The 19,228-nt window shown below is 69.4% G+C and carries 15 protein-coding genes; 5 read left to right on the top strand and 10 right to left on the bottom strand.

Features of this window, described 5'->3' with window-relative positions:
- Positions 1-29: 29 nt before the first annotated feature.
- Positions 30-539: a YbhB/YbcL family Raf kinase inhibitor-like protein gene (locus HOV77_RS08180; RefSeq protein WP_290859803.1), complete on the bottom strand. Its 510-nt coding sequence runs from the start codon at positions 537-539 to the stop codon at positions 30-32.
- A 38-nt stretch (positions 540-577) separates the two neighbouring features.
- Between HOV77_RS08180 and HOV77_RS08185 the strand changes: the two genes are divergently transcribed.
- Positions 578-1,486 carry a Gfo/Idh/MocA family oxidoreductase gene (locus HOV77_RS08185; RefSeq protein ID WP_290859805.1) on the top strand — a complete coding sequence of 303 codons (909 nt, stop codon included), beginning with the start codon at positions 578-580 and terminating at the stop codon, positions 1,484-1,486.
- 132 nt (positions 1,487-1,618) lie between these two features.
- On the opposite strand, the gene HOV77_RS08190 is transcribed toward HOV77_RS08185, so the two are convergent.
- On the bottom strand, positions 1,619-3,526 hold the full coding sequence (locus HOV77_RS08190) for a glycoside hydrolase family 6 protein (protein ID WP_290859807.1): 1,908 nt from the start codon (positions 3,524-3,526) through the stop codon (positions 1,619-1,621).
- Between the two features lie 207 nt (positions 3,527-3,733).
- Here HOV77_RS08190 and HOV77_RS08195 point away from each other — a divergent pair, with 207 nt between their 5' ends.
- Complete coding sequence (locus HOV77_RS08195; protein ID WP_290859809.1) at positions 3,734-4,039, top strand: hypothetical protein; 306 nt, start codon at positions 3,734-3,736, stop codon at positions 4,037-4,039.
- Here HOV77_RS08195 and HOV77_RS08200 read toward each other — a convergent pair.
- Complete coding sequence (locus tag HOV77_RS08200) at positions 4,029-4,760, bottom strand: HNH endonuclease (RefSeq protein ID WP_290859811.1); 732 nt, start codon at positions 4,758-4,760, stop codon at positions 4,029-4,031. The genes HOV77_RS08195 and HOV77_RS08200 overlap by 11 nt on opposite strands.
- Entirely contained in the window at positions 4,757-5,503 is a 747-nt protein-coding gene (locus tag HOV77_RS08205) for an ABC transporter ATP-binding protein (protein ID WP_290859813.1), read from the bottom strand. Before HOV77_RS08205 ends, HOV77_RS08200 begins: the two co-directional genes overlap by 4 nt.
- A gap of 29 nt (positions 5,504-5,532) precedes the next feature.
- Between HOV77_RS08205 and HOV77_RS08210 the strand changes: the two genes are divergently transcribed.
- Positions 5,533-6,444, top strand: a complete 912-nt coding sequence (locus HOV77_RS08210) for a GNAT family N-acetyltransferase (RefSeq protein WP_290859815.1) — start codon at positions 5,533-5,535, stop codon at positions 6,442-6,444.
- 7 nt (positions 6,445-6,451) lie between these two features.
- On the top strand, positions 6,452-7,819 hold the full coding sequence (locus tag HOV77_RS08215; protein ID WP_290859822.1) for an aminotransferase class I/II-fold pyridoxal phosphate-dependent enzyme: 1,368 nt from the start codon (positions 6,452-6,454) through the stop codon (positions 7,817-7,819).
- A 298-nt stretch (positions 7,820-8,117) separates the two neighbouring features.
- On the opposite strand, the gene HOV77_RS08220 is transcribed toward HOV77_RS08215, so the two are convergent.
- From HOV77_RS08220 to HOV77_RS08235, 4 genes are all read right to left on the bottom strand, one after another.
- Positions 8,118-8,525, bottom strand: coding sequence for a hypothetical protein (locus HOV77_RS08220; protein WP_290859828.1), 408 nt, complete (start codon positions 8,523-8,525; stop codon positions 8,118-8,120).
- 486 nt (positions 8,526-9,011) lie between these two features.
- Complete coding sequence (gene glgB, locus HOV77_RS08225; protein WP_290859830.1) at positions 9,012-10,868, bottom strand: 1,4-alpha-glucan branching protein GlgB; 1,857 nt, start codon at positions 10,866-10,868, stop codon at positions 9,012-9,014.
- The gene (locus tag HOV77_RS08230; protein ID WP_290860008.1) at positions 10,865-12,109 is read right to left on the bottom strand and encodes a glycosyltransferase family 4 protein; all 1,245 of its coding nucleotides are present in this window, start codon (positions 12,107-12,109) and stop codon (positions 10,865-10,867) included. The genes glgB and HOV77_RS08230 overlap by 4 nt, the downstream gene beginning before the upstream one ends.
- A 438-nt stretch (positions 12,110-12,547) precedes the next feature.
- Positions 12,548-14,506: an amylo-alpha-1,6-glucosidase gene (locus HOV77_RS08235; RefSeq protein WP_290859832.1), complete on the bottom strand. Its 1,959-nt coding sequence runs from the start codon at positions 14,504-14,506 to the stop codon at positions 12,548-12,550.
- An 85-nt stretch (positions 14,507-14,591) separates the two neighbouring features.
- Between HOV77_RS08235 and HOV77_RS08240 the strand changes: the two genes are divergently transcribed.
- A complete protein-coding gene (locus HOV77_RS08240) occupies positions 14,592-15,176 on the top strand; it encodes a hypothetical protein (protein ID WP_290859834.1) in 585 nt (194 codons plus the stop codon).
- Here HOV77_RS08240 and HOV77_RS08245 read toward each other — a convergent pair.
- Together HOV77_RS08245 and HOV77_RS08250 are read right to left on the bottom strand one after the other, a co-directional pair.
- Positions 15,167-16,351 (bottom strand): YibE/F family protein, encoded by a 1,185-nt coding sequence (locus HOV77_RS08245; RefSeq protein ID WP_290859836.1) that lies wholly within the window; start codon positions 16,349-16,351, stop codon positions 15,167-15,169. The two genes, HOV77_RS08240 and HOV77_RS08245, sit on opposite strands and share 10 nt — an antisense overlap.
- A 223-nt stretch (positions 16,352-16,574) precedes the next feature.
- Positions 16,575-19,223 carry a glucosidase gene (locus HOV77_RS08250; protein ID WP_290859838.1) on the bottom strand — a complete coding sequence of 883 codons (2,649 nt, stop codon included), beginning with the start codon at positions 19,221-19,223 and terminating at the stop codon, positions 16,575-16,577.
- Positions 19,224-19,228 lie beyond the last annotated feature (5 nt).

The following is a 19,228-nucleotide window of genomic DNA, read 5'->3' on the forward strand; positions in this document are numbered from 1 at the left end:
TGGGTTCATGATCAACGGGAAAGCCGGAGCTAGCGGGAGTAGACCGGGGTGAGGGTGGCCCGGGCGATCGTCGCGAAGGTCAGGTTGAACCCGACGGCGGCCGGCGTCGCGTCGTCGTCCAGATCGGTCAGCGCAGACCCGAGGGCGTGCACCGCGAAGATGTAGCGATGCGGGGCGTCTCCGGGCGGCGGGCATGGGCCGCCGTACTCGGAGTCGCCGAAGTCGTTGCGCACGGCGAAAACTCCGTCCGGCAGCCGCCCGTCGACGATCTCCGTGCAGTCGGCGGGGAAGCCGACGGCCGACCAGTGCCACCAACCGCTGCCGGTCGGAGCGTCCGGGTCGAGGCAGGTCACGGCGAAGCCGACGGTCTCGGCCGGGAAGCCGGACCAGCGCAGGTGCGGGACCGCGTTGCCGCCACCGGCGTACGTGTGGACGAAGTCGAGCGGCACCGGCTTTCCTTCGGTCAAGTCGTCGCTGACCAGCTCGAACGACGGAACTTCGGGAAGGGCGTCATAAGGGAATTGGGCTCTGGCTCGCATGCGTCTCACCCTAATCGAGATCCGGTACGGTTTCCGGCATGCGCTTCGGACTTCTCGGCACCGGATATTGGGCCACGGAAACTCAGGCGACGGCATTGGCCGCCCATCCGCGGGCGGAGCTCGTCGCCGTGTGGGGCCGCGATCCGGCGAAAGCCGGTGCCGTCGCCGAGCGGTTCGGGCTTCAAGCGTATGAGCTGATAGACGACCTGTTGGCCCAGGTGGACGCGGTGGCCGTGGCGCTGCCGCCGCACATCCAGGCGCCCTTGGCCGCGCGTGCCGCACGGGCCGGCAAGCATCTGTTGCTGGACAAGCCGCTGTCCCTGACGGTCGACGACGCTGAGGATGTCGTGGCCGCGACGCGCGAAACCGGCGTCGCCAACCTGGTCTTCTTCACCAACCGGTTCGACCCGGTGGTCGCCGCGGCGTTGAGCGAAGCGGAGCAGACCGGTGGCTGGTTCGCCGGGCGCGTCTCGCTGTTCGGCGCGATCGACACCCCGGGCTCGCCCTACGCGCAGTCGCAGTGGCGGCACGAGCAGGGCGGTCTCTGGGACGTCGGCCCGCACGCGCTGGCCCGGCTGCTGCCGGTGCTCGGTCCGGTCCGCCAGGTGACGGCGCTCGCGGGAGCCCGGCTGACCGGGCATGTGTTGCTGCGCCACGAATCCGGCGCGGTGAGCGAGATGAGCCTGACCATCCACGCGCCGCAGGCCGCCGGGCACTTCAACAACGTCTTCTACGGCGAGTCCGGCATTCTGGAGCTGCCTGGCGGGTCCATCAGCGCCGTCGAGGCGTTCGGCAACGCGGTCGACGAACTGCTCGCGCTCGCCCAGGCTCCGGGGGCTACTCACCCGTGCGACGTGGTTTTCGCAGCTCAAGTGGTACGCATTTTGCATGCCGCGGTCGAGTCGGTCGAGTCGGGGCGCACCATCACCGTTGCCCCGTCGCGTTGATCCGCGGGGCTGCGCCATCGTTGCGTTGATCATGAACCTATGGTCGGGGTTTGGGTTAGACCCGGCCCATAGGTTCATGATCAACGCGAAAGGCCCCGGGCAAGCCCGGGGCCTTCGTCGTGCGTACCCGCCTTACGAAAGCGCGGGGTAGGCGTTGGCCATCAGCTGCTGGAACTGAGCCGAGAACCACTGGCCGGCCAGCGGCGCGTTGGGCAGCGCGCCCGACATGTTGTTGCCGTTGAGGCTGTTGCCGGTGTACGTCGGGTCGCACATCCGGTCGAAGCCCTTGCCCTCGTCGTTCGGGATGTCGCTGCTCGCGCCGTCCGACTCGCCCGGAGGCTTGATCCAGACGTACGCGTCCAAACCGGCGGCCGGGCTGGCGGTCGGCCGGTAGCCCATGCCCGCGCCGGCCTGGTTGCACCAGTTACCGGCGTGGATCCGGCGGTCGATCCGCGAGTTGTTCACGAAGGTGTTGACGTCGGTCGACGTGCTCGGCGCGGTCGGCCGGAGAGCCGGACCGCCCGCGGCACACGGCGTCTGGACGCAGTTGCCCCAGCCGTTGCGGGAGGTGTCGATCAGCATGCCGAGACCGGACCCGAAGCCCTTCGCGATGAGGGCGTTGCGCAGCCCGATCGCGTACGACTGCTCGTCGACGTACTGGTTCCAGTCGACCCACTTCGACTGCCGGACCGAGGTGCCGTTCACCGTGGTGCCGATGGTGAAGTACGGCTCGACCGTGGCCGAGGTGTTCGCCGTGTTCGTGATGAAGCCGTCAACGCTGTTCACCCCGGCGGTGGTGCCGGCGATCGTCGAGTAGAACAGGTTCACGACCGGGCCGAAGTTGCTGTCCCACCCGAGCCAGGCGTGGTGCCCCGCGTCGATGTACGTGTAGACGTTGGACAGCGCGTGGAGCTTGTTCAGCGCGTACTGGACGCCCTGCACGTAAGCGCCGGTGCTCTGAGCCTCGGAGCACTTGGCGAAGCTCAGGTTGGTGAGGAGGTTCGGCAGCGAGTCCGGCTCGATGACCGTCGAGATCCGCAGGCCGCGGTACTTCGTGTCGGCCATGATCCCGGCGATCACGTCGATGTACTCGGCCTTGTACCGGGCCAGCCCGTTGTTGGCGATCAGCAGCTCACCGTTGGAGGCCAGCGCCGAGCAGTCGCGGTTGGGCAGGTCGTAGATCACGAACTCGATGACCACCGGGGCGCTGCCGTTCGCAGCGTCCTGGGCGACCGCCGCGTCCAGGTGGGCCCGCAGGCCCATGGCGCCGTTCACGCCGTTGATCGCGGCGATCCGGTCCAGCCAGACAGCCGTCGAGGTGTTCGAGATCCGGCTGCCGCCGGGCTCGGCGTTGGCGTGCGCCTTCCACTCCGGGTTGACGTAGCCCGTCGCACCCGCGTACGGGTTCTCGACGTGGGTCCCGGGCGGGGGCGGGCTCGTCGTCGAGCTGGAGCTCGGCGACGTGCTCGAAGAGGGCGAGGTGCTCGACGACGGTGACGTGCTGGACGACGGAGACGTGCTCGAGCTGGGGCTCGTCGACGCGCTCGGGCTCTTCGACGAGCTCGCCGACGCGCTCGGGCTCGTGGTGGCTCCGGTGCAGGTCACGCCGTTGAGCGTGAACGCCGTCGGATTCGGGTTGCTGGACGTCCAGGCGCCGTTGAACCCGATCTGCGTCGAGCCGTTGGTCGCCAGGGCGCCGTTCCAGCTCATGCTGGCCGCGTTGACGTGCTGGCCGGACTGAGTCCAGGTGGCACTCCAACCCTGCGTGACGCTCTGACCGGCGGCCGGGAAGTCGAAGCCGAGGTTCCAGTTGCTGATCGGGTCGCCGAGGTTGGTGATCGTGACGTAGGCGGTGAACCCGCCCGGCCACGGGTTCGGTGCGCTGTAGTCGACCCGGCAGCCGGCGGCCGCGCTCGCCGAAGACGCCATGGCGACGACTCCGGCCGAGGCCAGCGCGACGACTCCGGCGGCGGCGACGGCACGGCGTACGGGCGACCGCAACGCCTGCCGGAACCTGCCGTGGAGGGGGACAGATCTCATCAGGACACTCCTTGGGCGTGGAGGAAGTGACCGTCATCATGGCATGGGAACGCTCCCATGGCAACAGGTAGGTAACTCCCTGGAAATGACGCCGGTCGTTCCACAGTGGCCGGTCAGGCCCCGGTCGATCATCATCGGCGGCGTTCCGGCGGAGGTCACGCGGTGGGTCTGCCGAACTCGGGGCGGTTGGGGCGATACCGTCAGATCGTGACTGATGGCACAACCCCGCCGACGCCGGTCCCGGACGAGCCGGGCGAGCGGCGGCGGAGGAGCCGGTTGCCGGTGCTGATCGTCGCGCTGATCGTGGCGGTGCTGGCCGCCATCGCCTGCCTCGCGGGAATGATCGTCGTCGTGGAGAAGGACCGCCGGCCGCCGCCCCCGCCGCCGATGATCTCGCCGTCGCCTCGGCCGAGCGAGCGGCCGACCTCCCCGGGTGGTGGGCCGACCGGCGGAGACTCCGACGGCCCGCCGGGCAACGCCCTGTTCCGGCCGCGGGTGCTGCTCAGGCCGTGAGCGCCTTGCGTACGGGGGCGAGGCGGAGCAGCCGGACGATCTCCGCGGGGAGGACGGCTGTCGCGGTCGGCAGCTCGGCGGTACGCACCATCGCGTACGCGACCGCAGTGAACGGCTGCTCCCGGGCGGTGTCCAGCACCTCTGCGGCCAACTCGGTCTCATCGAGCCGACGGGCGCGGTCCCACATCCGCAGGCACCGTTCGATCGTCGTACGCGCGGCCAACCGGCCCCTGGTCAGGATCGCCCGGTTCAGTCCGCATACCTCGATGGTGGCCTCGCCCCGGGCGGTGAGCCCGACGTAGGAGCCGGTCGTCAGGGACAGCCGCAGGTGGTCGGCCGGATCGTCGACCGTCGGGTCGACCAGCAGCGGGTTGCCTTCGGCGTCCAGCGGGTACCGGTCGCGTTTGTAGTGCCCGTTGCAGATCGAGCAGGCCAGCAGATGGTTCAGCCAGTCGAAGGTACGCAGCGGGTTGCGGGACAGTGGCTCGAAATGGTCCACATCGGACCCTTGATTGTCGCCGCAGTACATGCATCGTTCCAGCCCGGGTGCCATGCCACCCAGCGCCTGGCGGATCGTCGGGCGTACCGTGCGATCGCGGGACCAGATGCGGCGCGCCTCGGCCGAGCGGCGCGGGCCGGGGACGGCGGCGATCCGTTCGGTCAGGTCGAGCATGCGGGCCAGGGCGTCGGTAGGCAGCTCGGGGCGCCGCAGGGGAATCACGCGCGCCGCTCCCGCAGGTACGCCGCCCGCCGCCGGAGCCGAGCCCGGACCTCCTCGCTTCTCGCCTCGGGCGAGCTGGTCAGCAGCGCTTTCAGGTCGGTGAACCGTTCGGCCTGGGCCGGACTGGCCGTCCCGTCGAGCACCGCCATCTCCAAGACGACGAGTTCCTCCCGCAGTCGGCGTGCCCCGTCCGAGTAGGGCGAGACGACGCCGAACAACTCCGACTGGGCCGCATCGTCACCGCTGCCGAAGATCACGCGGTGCAGGAGATCGTCGTCCGCCCGGAACGGCGTACGCCCCGGGTCGAGCCGGATCGCGACGTCGGCCGCCTGGCAGGCGTAGGGGCTGTGGGTCGCCACCACGAACTGCACTCCCGGGAACGCCTCCTTGAGGCGGAACCCCACCGCACGCTGCGCCACCAGGTCGAGGTGCAGTTCGGGCTCGTCGATCAGCACGAGGCCCTCGGCGTCGGCCTCGGCCCGGGACGCCAGGTCGTCCAGCAGCACCGCAACCCGGTCGCCCGCTGGCAGGTCCCGCTCGCTGCGGTAGTGCGCGAGCACCCGGGGGACCGGCTCCACGACCTCGGGATCACCGTCGGCGAGCCGGGCGAGCAGGGCCGACTTCCCGGCGCCGTTCGGCCCGGTGATCACCACCCAGCCCGGGTAGGTCCCGTCCGGCCGGGACAGCTCCAGCCACCGGGCGCCGAAACGCTCGGCAGGCGGTCGGATGCGCTGGGCGTACATGATGATGAGCGTAACGGTAGGTTCGTCGCATGAGTGAGTTGACGACGCGCCTGGCGGACGGCCACGAGACCGAGGCCTGGCGTGAGCAGTGGCTGGACCGGCTGACCGCGCAGGCCGCGCGGACCCGCCGCCCGTCGCGGACCGAGCAGGCGGTCCGGCGGCGCGAGCGAGCCGAGGACGCCGTGGTGTGGCGGCTGCTGGAGAGCGGCACGCCGGTGGGCTACCTGAGCATGCTCCAGCTGGCCGAGGACGGCACCACGATCGTGGTGCTCGAAGAGCTGCGGATCGACGAGCCGTATCGGCGGCGCGGCCTCGGTCGCGCGGCGATCGAGGTGGCCCGCGAGTGGGCGCGGGGCCGGGCGCCGCGGATCAGCGTGAGCACCGACCCGACCGATCCCGCGCAGCTCGCGCTCTTCCGCGACGCGCCGATCGGCTCGCAGAACATGCACAAGGACCTCGGCGAGCGGCCGTCGATGCCGGCCGGGATCATCGCGCGCCGGATGTCCGCCGAAGAGTTCGGCCCGTGGTGGCACGAGCAGATCATCGGGTACGCCGAAAGCTTCGTCCTCAACGGACTGTTGACGGAGGAGCAGGCGCGCGAACGGGCGGAGAAGCAGTCGGGCGAATTGCTTCCGTCCGGATTGGACACGCCGTTGCACGACATCTACACGATCGTCGCCGAGGACAAGCCGGTGGCGTCGATCTGGGTGTGCCACGAGGTCGAGCCGAACACCAGTTTCGTCTTCGATGTCGTCGTCGACGAGGGCCACCGAGGCAAGGGCTACGGCCGGGCCGCTATGGTGGCCGCGGAGCAGTCGGCGCTCGCGCACGGCAGCCAGACGCTGGGGCTGAACGTGTTCGGGCACAACGACGTCGCGCTCGGTCTCTATACGAGCCTCGGGTACCGCCCCACCAGCCAACTGCGGACGATCACCGTCTAGGCCGCCGGTGCTGCAGCTCATCACGAAGGCGGTCATCGACCGCGGCGCGCAGGGCATCGCCGCCGCGGTCAGCCGCCTCGTGCACAGCGGTGAGCTGCCCGCTGGCACCCGGCTGCCCACCGTACGCGCGATCGCCACCGAACTCGGGGTCAGCCCGACGACGGTCAGCGAGGCATGGAGCTGGCTGACCCGGGCCGGGCTGATCGCCACCCGGGGCCGGTCCGGGACCATCGTGCTCGGTGGCGACGGACTTCGTTCGCGGATGCGGTACGCCCGACTCGCTCCCGGAGTGGTGGCGGCGACGGACTTGTCGACCGGCGTACCGGATCACGAGTTGTTGCCCGACCTCACCGAGTCACTGCGCCGGCTCGGCTCGGAACCCTTGACCGCCAGCTATCTCGACGATCCCGTGCTCCCCGCGCTGGCCACGCACCTGTTCGACCATTGGCCGTACGCCGTCCAGCAGCTCACCGTGGTGGACGGCGCGCTCGACGCCCTCGACCGGATCATGCGGGCCCACCTCCGGTTCGGCGACCGCGTACTGGTGGAGAATCCCACCTTCCCGCCGATCCTCGACCTCGTCGACTCGGCCGGTGCGACCGCGGTGCCGCTTTCCTTGGATCGCCAGGGAATCACACCGTCGTCATTGGAGTCTGCGCTCGGCGCCGGCGCGCTGATGCTGATCCTCCAGCCCCGCGCGCACAACCCCACCGGAGTCTCGATGACCGCCCGGCGCGCCTCCGAACTCGCCGCCCTGCTGGAAGGCCATCCGGCGGTGATGATCGTGGAAGACGACCACGCTGCCGACATCACCAGTGCGCCGGCGGTCTCCCTCGGGTGTCACCTGCCGGGGCGTACGGTCCGCATCCGCAGTTTCGCCAAAAGCCTGGGCCCGGACCTGCGGCTTGCCGCCGTCGGCGGTCCCACCTCCGCGCTCGCCCCGGTGATCGATCGCCGGATGCTCGGACCGGGCTGGTCGAGCCGGCTTCTGCAACACATCCTGCTCGACCTGCTGACGTCGCCGTCGACCGCGGTCCTCCTGGAGAACGCGCGCACCGAGTACGCCCGCCGGCGGCTCGCACTGCTCGCCGCCCTCGCCCAGGAGGGCGCCGTCGCCACCGCCGACGACGGCATCAACCTCTGGCTCGAAGTCGCCGACGAACGCTCCGCCATGGTCGCGCTCGCCGCTCACGGCGTCGCTGTCGCTCCTGGCGCTCCCTTTGAAGCCGCTCCGCTCGGGCGCGACCACGTTCGCGTCACCGTTGGGCTTGTTCGGGACGGCTTTCCCGAACTCGCCTCCGTTCTCGGCGCTGCCGCTCGGGCTGTTCCTCGCGGGGGCGCTCGGTCTCGCTCGTTGCCTCGCGGCTCTCGCTGAGCGCTGCGCCCCGCTTCCGCCCCGCTCCGCGCTTCCGCTCCGCGCTGCGCTTCCGCTCCGCGCTGCGCTTCCGCTCCGCGCTGCGCTTCCGCTCCGCGCTGCGCTTCCGCTCCGCGCTGCGCTTCCGCGCTGCGCTTCCGCGCTGCGCTTCCGCGCTGGATCAGGGTTCGCGGTCGAATCTTGACCCAAGATTCGACCCGGAACCCTGATCCAGTGCCGCGCGGGTTCCCTGCCGATCACGGTTACGCATGCCTCCCGGGCCGGTTTTGGCATGCGTAACCGTGATCTGCAGCTGAACTCAGGTTCCGGTTCCTGAACCCTGACCGGTCGTGTCCTGCTGACCTTGTTGACCTTGCTGGCCTTGTTGACCGCCGAAGCCGCCTTGTCCGTCGCCACCGGGGAAGCCGCCCCGGCCGCCGAAGCCGTACCCGTCCTGCGTAATGCCTGGCGGTCCGCCTTGCCCGCCACTCTGCCCGCCCGAGTCGGACGAGCTGGTCGTGGCGGCGGAAACGCCGAACCCGGCCGCGAACGCGATCCCGAGCGCGGCCACCCCGCCGGCGATCTTCTGCCACGGTTTGAGCGCCCGATTCGGTGCCGTCGGCGTGGCCGGGTCCGACTCCGGGGTCGCGTACATCGGTGTGCTGAGCGCGGCGAAGTCCCGGGCCGGCTCTTCGGCGGGCACCGCGCTGGACGAGACGTCACTCATGATTCGGTACTCCTGACTGCGCGGCCCTCGCCGTCGCCCGTCGAAAGCTACGAGCGCGTCATCGCCACGCCCTCCGAACGGCCTGTGAGTTCTCTGGGCACCCCGCTGCGCTTTGTCGATCATGGAGTTTCCAGTCACGGCACACTGACTGCAATCCTGGCGGCTCGCGCAAGCGCTCCCCGGCGAGAGACCACGGTTAGAGCCTGTTGTTAAGGGTTCGGGGCGCGCGCCAAGATCGTGTGCCCGTGGTCTGCGGAAATCGGCCTTCTGCCGCATACCACGGGCACCTGTCGGGCGATGCGAGCCGGAATCGGAGCATGATCGTCGGCTCCCGACGATATCGCGAGATGGCGTCTGCTTCGGGGGTTCGCCGTTGTCGAATTATCCGAGTTCCATGATCATGGTCAATTCTGGGCTGTGAATAGCAACGCAGAATTGACCGTGATCATGGCAGCGCATGCCTTGCCAACAGGCTTAACTCCGTGATCAACGGGGTGACGTGAGGTAGACGACGGCGTGGGGGCCGAGCGTCAGCGAGGCCCAAGCGCCAGCCGGGCCGCCGGCCGAGGCCGGGTGGGCGTACACCGAACCGAGGTTGCCCACGCCCGAGCCTCCGTAGCACGAGGCGTCGGTGTTCAGCACCTCGCGCCACGTACCCGGGGCGGGCAGCGGAACGTGATATGCCCCGTGGGCCACTCCGGCGAAGTTCGCCACGCAGACGACGGGTGGGCCGTCGTGCGACCGGCGAGCAAAGGCCACCACATTGGACGCCGGATCGGAGTGCAGCCATTGCCAGCCGTCCGGGGACGTGTCCAGTTCCCACAGCGCCGGATGCGCGCGGTAGAGCGTATTCAGGTCGCGGAGCAACGACTGGACTCCGCCGACGAGCGGATCGGCGCGTACCGCCCAGTCGAGACCCCAGGCCTCGCTCCACTCGTGTTCGACGGCCAGTTCGGCTCCCATGAAGACGAGTTTCTTGCCGGGGAAGGCCCACATGTACGCGAGCAGCCCGCGCAGTCCGGCCACCCGTTGCCAGCGATCGCCGGGCAGCTTGGCCACGAGGGATCGCTTACCGTGCACCACTTCGTCGTGGCTGAGCGGCAGCAGGAACTGCTCGTCGAAGGCGTACAGGCCGGGCAGGGTCAGCTGATCGTGCCGTTCGTGCCGCCACAGCGGATCTTGTTCGACATAGGACAGCGTGTCGTGCATCCAGCCCATGTTCCACTTGAGACCGAAGCCCAGCCCGCCCCAGTCGACCGGCCGGGAAACCGCCGGCCAGGCGGTCGACTCCTCGGCGATCATCACGACGCCCGGGTGGTCGGCGTACACGGCGGCGTTGAGTTCGCGGAGGAAGTCGACGGCTTCCAGATGCGTATTGCCGCCGTGGACGTTCGGCGTCCATTCGCCCGGTTGCCGCGAGTAGTCCAGATAGAGCAGTGAGGCGACGGCGTCGACGCGAAGTCCATCCACATGGAACTCCTCGCACCAATACCGCGCGTTGGCGATGAGGAAGTTGCGGACCTCCGGCCGCCCGTAGTCGAAGACGAGGCTGCCCCAGTCCGGGTGCTCACCGCGGCGCGGGTCGGGATGCTCGTACAGCGGGGTGCCGTCGAATCGCGCCAGCGCCCAGTCGTCCTTCGGGAAATGCGCGGGCACCCAATCCAGCAACACTCCGATGCCGGCCTGATGCAGGCGGTCGATCAGCTCGCGGAAGTCGTCCGGCGTACCGAGGCGGGCATCCGGTGCGTAGTATCCGGTCACCTGATAACCCCAGCTCGGGCCGTACGGATGGGCCATCGCGGGCAGGAATTCGACGTGGGTGAAACCAAGGTCGACGACATGATCGGTGAGTTGGTCGGCAAGCTCCCGATAGGACAGCCCGGGACGCCACGATCCTAAATGGACCTCATAGACGCTCATCGGCTGCCGGTGATGCTCGCCCGACCGCTCCTTCATCCATTTGTCATCGCCCCAGTGGTACTCACTGGACCAGATCTCCGACGCGGTGTCCGGTGGCGTCTGGGCCCGGCGCGCCATCGGATCGGCCTTGTCGCGCCACTCACCGTCCGCGCCGAAAATCCGGAACTTGTAGCGCTGTCCGCGTCGCGCCTCGTCCGCTGCTCCACACCAGACACCACTCGGTCCCTGCTTTTCCAGGGGTACGCCGTCGGCAGCTCCCCAGCCGGTGAAGTCGCCGACGACCTTGACTTCACGGGCATTCGGAGCCCAGACGGCGAACCGGCAGCCGCCGCCGGCTTCCTCGTGTGCACCCAGGACGGTCCACAGTCGCTCATGACGGCCGTTGGCGAACAAATACAAATCGAGATCAGCCGGCTGCTTCATGCGTACAACAGATTCACGCCGGAAGGGACACTGAGCTGGGGGAGAGTCCCGATCTTGACCCCGACGGAACCGGCTGTGCCCGCCCTCCGGTAGGCGGCCGCGGTGCGTGTGGCGATGCTTTGCCACGCGTAGCGTTCGCGCAGGACGAGACGGCCGTGCTCGACCATGCGGCGCGCCCCGGAGCGATCGGCGAGCAGGCTGCCGACCGCGGTGGCCAGCGCGCCCGGATCGCTGTGCGGGAAGGTGACGCCGTTGACGCCGGGCTGGACGATCTCGGCGAGCCCGCCGGTGGCCGCCACGGCGAGCGGCGCACCCGCGGCCGCGGCCTCGAGCGCGACCATGCCGAACGGCTCGTAGAGGCTGGGGACCACGGTCGCGTCGGTGGCCCCGAGGACGGCGGGCAGCTCGCCCGCGTTGAGGAAGCCGGTGAAGGTGACGCTGCCGCCGAGCCGAAGTTTCGCGGCCTGTTCTTGCAGCTCGGAGCGGTAGGGGCCGTCGCCGGAGATGACCACGCGCAGACCGGGGTGCTCGGCGCGCAGCTGCGGGATCGCGCCCACCAGATGCTGTACGCCCTTCTCGTAGACCAACCGCCCGGCGAACCCGACGAGCGGACCCTTGCCGCCGAGCCGCGCGCGGGCCCGCGCCACGTCCTCGGGGGTGGCGGACCAGGCGCGGTCGTCGACGCCGTTCGGAATCACCTCGACCCGATCGAGCGGGGGCTCCCAGAGCTTGCCGACCTCCCACTTCATGTACTCGGAGCAGACGAGCACCCGGTTCGCCTCGTGGGCCAGCCACCACTCCACGGAGTGGATGCACTTGTTCATCTCCTCGGGCAGCCAGCCCTGGTGGCGGCCCGCCTCGGTCGCGTGGATCGTGGCGACCAGCGGCACGCCGAGGTGCTCCTTCAGCGTGACGGCAGTGTGAGTCACCAGCCAGTCGTGCGCGTGGATCACGTCGTACGCCCCGTCCCCGGCGGTCGCCCGCAGCGCCGCGCGGGTGAGCGTGTGGTTGAACGCCATCGTCCAGGCCAGCAACGACGGCGTCGCGAGCGGGAACTGCGGCGGATCCTCCGGTGCCCGGACGACGCGTACGCCCTCGACCACCTCGTCGAGCGGCGCGCCCGGCGCATGGCGGGTGACGACCGTGACGTCGTGGCCGACCGCGACCAGGGAGGTCGCCAACGCGTGGACGTGCCGGCCAAGGCCGCCGACGACGAGCGGCGGGTACTCCCAAGAGAGCATCAAGATGCGGAGCGACTTCCCCTTTTCGCCAGAGCCTCCGGTTCCCCCGGTTGCGGGCCCGGTTCTTTTTGCGGCTCCGCTGGTCGGCCGGTCGGTCCCGGCACCCGCTGTTGCGGATCCGGGTTCGGCTCGTGTGGTGAGTTGGTCCATGACAAGCGACATACCGGCCCCCAGGTTGATCGCGCGCCGTCCGTACATACGCCACCAGGCACCTGACCAGGCACCTGGTGGTTCGACGGGGTACCTCCATCCTTGCCGATCACGCGTTACCTGCGGAGAAGTTCAGGTTTCCGGTATGTAACGTTCGCCTTGCTAGGGCGTTTCGTCCGGCGTGTCGGTCGTTCCTTTTGCTGCGCGTGTCGTCTTGGCTGCTCTTGCCGCTTTAGGCGGGCCTAGTCGTTTCTTCTCGCTCAGGCGGTCCTGGCCGCTTCTTCTCGCTTAGGCGGCCCTAGTCGTTTCGGCGGTTCTCGGGGCTTCGGCGGTCCACGTGGTTTCGGCGGTTCTTGTGGTTTCGGCGACGGACCAGGCTTGGAACGGGCAGCCGGTCGCCCCGTGGGGCGCGTCGCCGTCGGCGGTTTCGCTGACCGACCCCAGGCCGTACTCGCTCCGGTGGGCCTCGATGCCGCTTCCGGCCAGCTGCCGACCTTTCCCGGCGTCTGTTCTCGCGGCGTCTGTTCTCCCGGCGGTTACTTTGGCGGTGGCGTCGGTTCTCCCGGCGGCGTCGAGTTTCGCGGTGGCGTCGCGGAACGGGCCGAGGAGCCACGGCCAGACCGTGCCCTGGTGATACGCCCGGTCGCGATCTTCCGGCGTACCCCGGTGGTGTCCGCGATATGCGTCGGCGCCGGGCGACAGGCTCCGCAGCCCCAGCGGGGTGAGCAGGGCATCGGCCAGCGTCCGGAGGACGTGCTCATCAGGGGTCAGCGGTGCGTACGGGAGGGACCAGGCGAGCAGCTGGTTCGGCCGGATCCCGTCCTCCGGGCGGTCCAGGACGTCGTGGAGCAGGCCGTCTTCGCGGAGGAACTTGGCCTGGAAGGACTCTCGGGCCCGGTCGTGCAACTGCCGATAGCCGTCCTCGGGCCAGCGCCGGGCCAGGCCGGCCAGCCCGTTGACCCACAGCGCGTTGATGTCGACCGCCTTTCCCGCGCGCTGCGTCACGGGCACCCCGTCGAGGCGGGCGTCCATCCAGGTCAGCGCCGCACCCTCGGCACCCTGGCTGAGCAGGCCGTCGACCGGGTCCATCTTGATCGCGTACCGGGTGCCCCAGGTATGGTGGTCCACCACCGAACGCAGTTGTGGCCGCAACTCCTCGGCCAGATCGGGGTCCAGCCGCGCGTGCCGGTCGACGGCGTGCAGGAACCACAGGGTGGCGTCGGCCGTGTTGTACTCCCGCGAACCGGTGTCGCAGGTGTTCGCCAGCATGCCTTCGCTCAGCGTCGCCGCGTAGTTCCGCAGCAGTTGGCGGCCCTCGTCGACCCGTCCGGTCGTGAGGAAGAGTCCCTCATAGGAGATCATCGTGTCCCGGCCCCACGCCCCGAACCAGGGGTAGCCCGCGACGACGTCCGGCCCGTTCGGGGTGCGGACGACGAACTGGTCGGCCGCTCTCAGCTCACCCAGCCTCCGGCCGCGCTCGCGCGCTTTGCGGACGGTCATTTCGGCGGGCTCGTCCGGGGTGGTCGGAGCAGCGGCGGTCACTCCGATGGACTGGCCGGGACGATCGAGGCGACCGGCGTACTCGCCGAGGTGCCAGAGGTCCTCGCTCGGGTTCAGACCGCGCTGCGCCTCCTCGCGATGGCGTACGCCGAACCACCACTCGCCCTTCGGCCGCCACTCGGCCTCTCCGCGTACGCGGTAAGCCCCCTCGACGACCACCCCGTCCGCGATGTTCTCCGTGTGCGGCGGCGGGCCCTGAGCGGTCCGCTCGCCGTGCACGTCACGCCAGGTGCCGAGCACCGACAAGGTCAGATCGACCGGGCCGCCACTGACCAGCCGGTGCACCACGGCGACCGACGGTTCACCGTGCCGCATGGCGATCTCGCGCTCGATCACCACTGAGCCGATCTGCCACCGCCACCGAGGTATGCCGTCCGCCAGGTCGAACTCGGCCAGCAGCTCATGACCGCTCGGATCCACGGAGCCGTCCGCCCACTCGTGTACGCCGAGCTTGATCGCCCGGCCCGACTCGAGAGTGATCGTGGCGTCCAGGCTCGCCAGCCCCAGTTGCCGCCGCGCCGGCCCGTCCACCGGATCCGCCATGATCAACAGCCCGTGATACCTGCGCGTACGCAGACCGCTGACCGTCCCCATGGCGTACCCGCCGAGGCCGTCGGTCACCAGCCACTCGCGTTGCGTGCCTGCGTACAGGTCGGTGCAGAGCTGCGGTCCGAACCGGATCGTCATACCTCCGATTATCGGCGGTCCTGTTTCCGGCTCGGTCGTTTCCAGTGGGACCGCGTCTCAGGGCCGCGAGCCCTATGCTCGCCGGGTGAGGGCTTGGGGGATGGTCGTCGTGCTGGTGCTCGCCGCTGGATCGGTGGCCGGTTGTGTCAACTACGACCCGCAGCCCGTGTCGCACCCCACGCCGCCCATCCGCCCGGGCTACTCGACGGCGCCCGGGTCGCCTCCGAGCGCCGTCTCACCGACACCGTCCTCCACCTGGACGCCGGCCGGCGCTCCGACCTGGATCAGCCCGCCGCCCGTCATCGAGTGGGTGAAACTCACCCCCGAGATCTTCAACCCGGACTGCGACCGGGATTACACCGTGGTACCGGTCGTGACCGCGAAGGTGAGCGATCCTGACACTCCACTGCCGGAACTTCGAGTGACCGCGCAATGGGATGGCGGAAACGCGCACGGCGAGTTGCGTATGACATTCGATCCTCGCCGGAAGCTGTTCACCGCTGCCCTGCCTCGGATTCGGATTCACGACGTCATCGGCCCCAACAACAATGCGCCCTCAGCGATGGTCGTCGTCACCGACCCTCGGCGAGATGGACCGGGACCTCGGCCGGTGACGGCGTTCTCGTTCCTCGGCTGCATTTCGATGGGGACCATCCAGAATCACGCCTGATCGGCGACCTGCTCGGCGGGGTCGAGGGCGGCCCGGTGGGACAGACTCGTCAGCCAAGCTGCCAATGCAGTGGTGAGCGGAACCGCTGCGACGAGGCCGATCGTGCCGACGACGCCCCGGACTATCTCGGCCGAGATCTGCTGGGTGGTGAGGACGTCGCGGGTGTGCGTACCCGCTGCGACTATCAGGAGAAGGAGCGGGAGGGACGCTCCCGCGTACGCGAGGATGATGGTGTTGACCGCGGACCCGATGTGGGCGCGGCCGACCCGGATGGCCGCAGCGTAGAGGCGACGCGCGGACAGGGTCGGGTCCGCGCCGGCGATCTCGCCGACGATCGCGGTCTGGGTGACCGTGACGTCGTCCAGTACGCCCAGCGTGCCGATGATGATGCCGGCCAGGAGCAAGCCGCGCAGATCGACGCCGGACAAGACGTTCGAGAGGATCACCGACTCGTCGCTGCCGCTGCCGTTGAGGTGTAGTAGCGAGGTGACCGCCAAGCCCAGCAGGCCGGTGAGGACGAGGGCGCCGAGGGTCCCGAGAATCGCGACCGTCGTCGGGACCGTGACGCCATGGGTCAGGTACAGGACGACGAACATGATGACCGCCGACCCTACGACGGCGACCCAGAGCGGGGATTCGCCGCGTTGGATGGCGGGCAGGATGAAGACGAGTAACACGAAGAAGCTGACGGCCAGACCACCCAGGCTCGCCAGCCCGCGCCACCGGCCGAACGCGATGATCACCGCGCAGAACAGAGCGACCAGCCAGATCAACGGAGTGGTCCGATCGTGGTCGACGACGGAGTAGGTCTTGACCGACGGGTCGGCCGGATCGTCGGTGACGACCACTACTACCTTGTCGCCCTCGCGTACGGCCGGCGCCGATGTGCCCGACGGAATCGTGGCTTGGACGGTCTGCCCGTCGAGGTCGACTGTCGCGTTGCCGCATGGCCCGCCTAACGTCGGTGCCTCGCCGGGCGCGCAGGCGTCGGTGGCGCTGACGACGGTGCCCCGAATTCGCTGGATCGTGTCGGTCGCCATCGTCGGAGTCGCCCCTCGGGGCCAGAGCACGATCAGCCCGATCACGGTTGCGACGACCAGAGGTACCACGATCGCGGTCACGACCCGGCGCACTTTCGCCGGTGCGGGCGGGGCGTGGCCGTGGTCGTGACTCATGCCCGCATCGTCTCCCGGGTGGGCCGCCAGAAAGGGCATAACGGACGACATTCTGAGTTGATCAGTGCGCTCGGGAGTTGATCAGGGTCTCCGGCACGCGACACGCCGATCGATCATGCCGACAAGTTCATGATCGCGCGGAAAGCCCCCCGCGGAGATCCCCGCGCGGGAGAGCCCCCCCGCGGAGATCCCCGCGCGGAGGGCCGCAACGCGGGAAGGAGCGTCAGCGGCGGTGGAGGATCAATGAGAGCACGAGAGCGGTCCACCCGGTCTGGTGCCAAGCGCCCAGCCCGGCCCCGTTGTCCCCGTGGAAGTACTCGGGGAAGGCGAGCCGGTCCTTCCAGTCGGGATGGGTCTGGAACAGCTCGCACGCGCCGTAGATCGGCCGCCGCCCGTGCTCGTCGGGTACGAAGAGCGAGATCAATCGGTCGGCGAGGTCGTCGGCCACTTCGGTCAGCGTACGCTGAACGCCCGAACGCACCGGGTATTCGACGCGGAGGCCGTCGCCGAAGAAGTGGGCGTACTCCCGGAGCGCTTCGATCAGCAGGAAGTTCACCGGCATCCAGACCGGGCCGCGCCAGTTGGAGTTGCCGCCGAAGACGCCACTGGTCGATTCGGCCGGTTCGTAGCCGACCGTGAAGTCCTGCCCGGCCAGGGTAACGGTGAACGGCTTGTCCTCGTGCCGCTTGGACAGGCTGCGGATGCCGTACGGGGACAGGAACTCCTCGTCGGACAGCATCCGCCGGAGCACGCGCAGCAGCCGTTCGGGGTCGACCATGGCGAGCAGCCGTCGTTGCTGGCCGCCGTCGGAGATCCGGCGAGCGCCCACGACGTCGGCGTACTCGGGTTTGTTGGTGAGGAACCAGCGGACGCGCTGGGCGAGTTCGGGCAGCCGGACGAGGGTCACCGTGCCGACCGTCGTCGTAGCGCAGAGCGGGATGAGTCCGGCGACCGAGCGATAGCGCATCGGCGTACGCCCCTTGCCCGGCACCCGCAGCGAGTCGTAGAAGAACCCGTCGGCGTCGTCCCACAGCTTGGTGGCCGCCGTCGCGATGTACGCGAAGTGCTCGAAGAACTTCGTCGCGATGTCTTCGTAGGTGCGGTCGTGCAGGGCCAGGACGGTCGACATCTCCAGCATGTTGAGGGCGTACATCGCCATCCAGCCGGTGCCGTCGGACTGTTCGAGCAGGCCGTCGGCGATCGGCAGGGCGGCTGAGCGGTCGAACGGGCCGACGTTGTCCAGGCCGAGGAAGCCGCCTTCGAAGACGTTGTTGCCGTCGGTGTCCTTGCGGTTGACCCACCAGGTGAAGTTGAGCAGCAGCTTGTGCATGATCCGGCTGAGGAAGCCGAAGTCGGTGCCGCCGTCGATCTCGAACACGCGCAGCGCCGCCCAGGCGTGCACGGGTGGGTTCACGTCCCCGAAGGCCCACTCGTACGCCGGGATCTGCCCGTTGGGGTGCTGGTACCACTCGCGGAGGAGCAGGAGCAGCTGCTGTTTGGCGAACCCCGGATCCACCTCGGCGATCGCCACGCAGTGAAAGGCGAGATCCCAGGCGGCGTACCAGGGATATTCCCAGGGATCGGGCATGGAGATGACGTCGAAGCTGTTCATGTGCCACCACGCGCCGTTGCGGCCCTTGCGGCGCGCGGCCCACAGCGGCGGTGAGGCCGGGTCGCCGCGGAGCCATTGCTGCACGTCGAAGTGGTAGAACTGCTTGCCCCACATGAGCCCGGCGACAGCCTGCCGGACCACGGCGGCCTCGTCGGCCGAGGCGCCAGCCGGAACCAGTGCGGCGAAAAAGGCGTCGGCCTCCGCTTGGCGGTCCGAGAGGACGGCGGAGAACGACAGGTCGAGCGCGGGTGGCGCGCCGATCGCGGGTGGCGGGGCGGTCTGGGCGAGCCGCAGCCGCAAGGTCACCGAAGCGCCACCGGCGACTTCCAAGGCGTAATGCAGCGAGCCTTTGGTGCCGACGAGGTCGGGGTTGACCGTGGCCGCGCCGTGGATCAGGTAGTCGTTGATCCCGTCCTTCGGGTACGCCGACCGCCCGCGCAGCCCCCACAGCCGTTCCGCGTTGGACTCGTTGTCGCAGACCAGTGCGGGTGGCCGCGAGCCGTCCGGCCCCGGACCGGCCTCCAGCACCAGCTGACCGAGCGTCTGGTGCCGCGCGACGAGCCGCCCGCCGCCGGGATCGCCGTGCAGGACCGGCTTCACGTCGCGGTTCGGCAGCCCCCAGGACCAGGTGTTGCGGAACCACAGCGTCGGCAGCACGTGCAGCGTCGCCGCATCAGGCCCGCGATTGCTCACGGTGATCTCGACGCAGACGTCGTGCGGGTCGGCCTTGGCATAGACGACCTCGACCGCCCAGTAGCGGTCTTCGTCGAACACCCCCGTGTCGACCAGCTCGAACTCCGGCTCGTCCCGGCCGCGTTCCCGGTTGACCGCGACGAGGTCCGCGTAGGGGAACTCAGCCTGCGGGTAGTGGTAGCGCCAGCGCATGAAGGAATGGGTCGGCGTCGAGTCGAGGTACCACCAGTACTCCTTGGCGTCCTCGCCGTGGTTGCCCTCCGGCCCGGCCAGCCCGAACAGCCGCTCCTTGAGGATCGGGTCGCGGCCGTTCCACAGCGCCAGCGCGAAGCAGAAGATCTGATGCTCGTCGCTGAACCCCGCCAGCCCGTCCTCGCTCCACCGATAGGTCCGCGACCGCGCGTGGTCGTGCGGAAAGTAGTCCCACGCGGTGCCGTGCTCGCTGTAGTCCTCGCGCACCGTGCCCCAGGCCCGCTCGGACAGGTAGGGCCCCCACGCCCGCCACGGTTCGGCGCCGGCTTCGGCCGCCGCCAGCCGTCGCCGCTCACTGCCCGCGTGTTCCTCCATCACGA

This window comes from Hamadaea sp., assembly GCF_013362815.1.
Lineage (GTDB): Bacteria > Actinomycetota > Actinomycetes > Mycobacteriales > Micromonosporaceae > Hamadaea.